This is a genomic window from Micrococcus sp. KRD070 (assembly GCF_017168435.1).
GTDB classification, from domain to species: Bacteria; Actinomycetota; Actinomycetes; order Actinomycetales; family Micrococcaceae; genus Micrococcus; species Micrococcus luteus.
Map to the genome: position 1 here is coordinate 268,106 of NZ_JABFNH010000024.1, position 1,390 is coordinate 269,495.

Sequence of the window (1,390 nt, forward strand, 5' to 3'; positions counted from 1 at the left end):
GTCCGCGGCGGGGTCAGGGGCATGGCGCGATCCTACGCCGCGGGCTTCGGCTAGCCTGGATCACGACGGCGGCGCCCACCGCCGAGCGCGCCACGCGGCCCGGCCCCGCGCGGCAGGGCCCTGCAGCCCGGCGCGAAGGGGAGCGGATCCTCGGGCCCGCCCGCACGCGACGGACGTCGTCCCCGACCCGCGGCGCGGCATGGCCGGGAGCGCGCCGGCGAGGATGCACCATGACCCGTCAGTCCGACCTCAAGACCCTGATCCGCGCCCGCATGGCCGTCACCGGTGAGCGGTACACCGCCGCGGCGGCGGCCCTCGCCGACGAGTGGCAGTCCGCCGAGCGCTACCACGCGACCGTGCTCGCCCGCTTCTTCGACGGGGACCGGCTGCGCTCCATCCCTGCGCGTCGCAAGCCGCGGGTGGCCGTCCTTCTCGAGCTGCTGCGTCGCTTCGGAGCGGGCCGCGCCTACGCGGAGGCCGAGGTCAACGACCTGCTGCGCCCCGCCCACGAGGACGTGGCCACGCTGCGTCGCGAACTCGTGGACTACGGGTTCCTCGACCGCGCCGACGGCGTCTACCGACTGGCGGACGCCGGGCCCGACCTCGACCCGCGCTTCGCCGCAGACCTGCCGGTCGACCTGGAACGCCGGCTGCGCGAGATCCGCGCGGGCGGTTGAGGGGAGCGGGACCCCGCACGTCGACCTGGAACGCCAGCGGTCGCCATGACGCCGGAATGTGGCCGTATTCCGACGTCTTGCGTTCCCGGTGCGGCCGTGGCGGGGCGACGTGGACCGACACGGCCCCGGGTCCCTCGCGTGAGGGGCCCGGGGCCGTCGTCGTGGTGTGGAGCGGGCGACGGGAATCGAACCCGCGTATCTTGCTTGGGAAGCAAGCGCTCTACCATTGAGCTACGCCCGCGCAACCGCTCAGCTTCCGCCTGCGGCGCGGGCACCACCATACACCAGCCCGGCCGGTGCACCGGCCCCGCGTCGTCATCGAGCCCCGCGGACCCGTACGTCAGTGCACCGGGTCCGCTGCGGCGACCTCGCGCGCCCGCACCCGCCGCGTCGCCGCCCGGGCGCGCGAGCGACCGAACGCGTCCGCGTACCGCGTGAGCACCGGCCCGGCGATCACGATGGAGAACTCCCCGCGGATGGTCAGGGCCGCACCCGCGCGCCAGCGGCCGGCCACGCCGTTTCCCGAACGAAAGCGCACCAGGGGCCGCCGTTTCCCGAACGAAAGCGCGCCGGGGGCCGCTGGTAGAGTCCGAACCGCGCCCGGCCGCGGCCGGACGCGTCCGGCAGCCCCTGTCCCGGAAGGACGTCCCATGCGCGACACCACGGCCGACGCGGCCCAGGTCCCCGCCCGCCCCGACGACGCGGCGGTGTAC

At 75.8% G+C, this 1,390-nt stretch carries 2 protein-coding genes and 1 tRNA gene; 1 reads left to right on the forward strand and 2 read right to left on the reverse strand.

Annotation, left to right across the window (positions count from 1 at the left end):
• Positions 1-230 precede the first annotated feature (230 nt).
• Positions 231-677, forward strand: coding sequence for a DUF2087 domain-containing protein (locus J1M38_RS10870; protein ID WP_095353956.1), 447 nt, complete (start codon positions 231-233; stop codon positions 675-677).
• A 167-nt stretch (positions 678-844) separates the two neighbouring features.
• Here J1M38_RS10870 and J1M38_RS10875 read toward each other — a convergent pair.
• Together J1M38_RS10875 and J1M38_RS10880 are read right to left on the reverse strand one after the other, a co-directional pair.
• Positions 845-918: transfer RNA gene (locus tag J1M38_RS10875), tRNA-Gly, on the reverse strand.
• A 99-nt stretch (positions 919-1,017) separates the two neighbouring features.
• Positions 1,018-1,191, reverse strand: a complete 174-nt coding sequence (locus tag J1M38_RS10880; protein WP_223247468.1) for a hypothetical protein — start codon at positions 1,189-1,191, stop codon at positions 1,018-1,020.
• Positions 1,192-1,390: the final 199 nt, after the last annotated feature.

Coding starts and splice junctions, on each gene's coding strand:
- J1M38_RS10870 (WP_095353956.1), top strand. CDS start 231: ATGACCCGTCAGTCCGACCTCAAGACCCTGATCCGCGCCCGCATGGCC.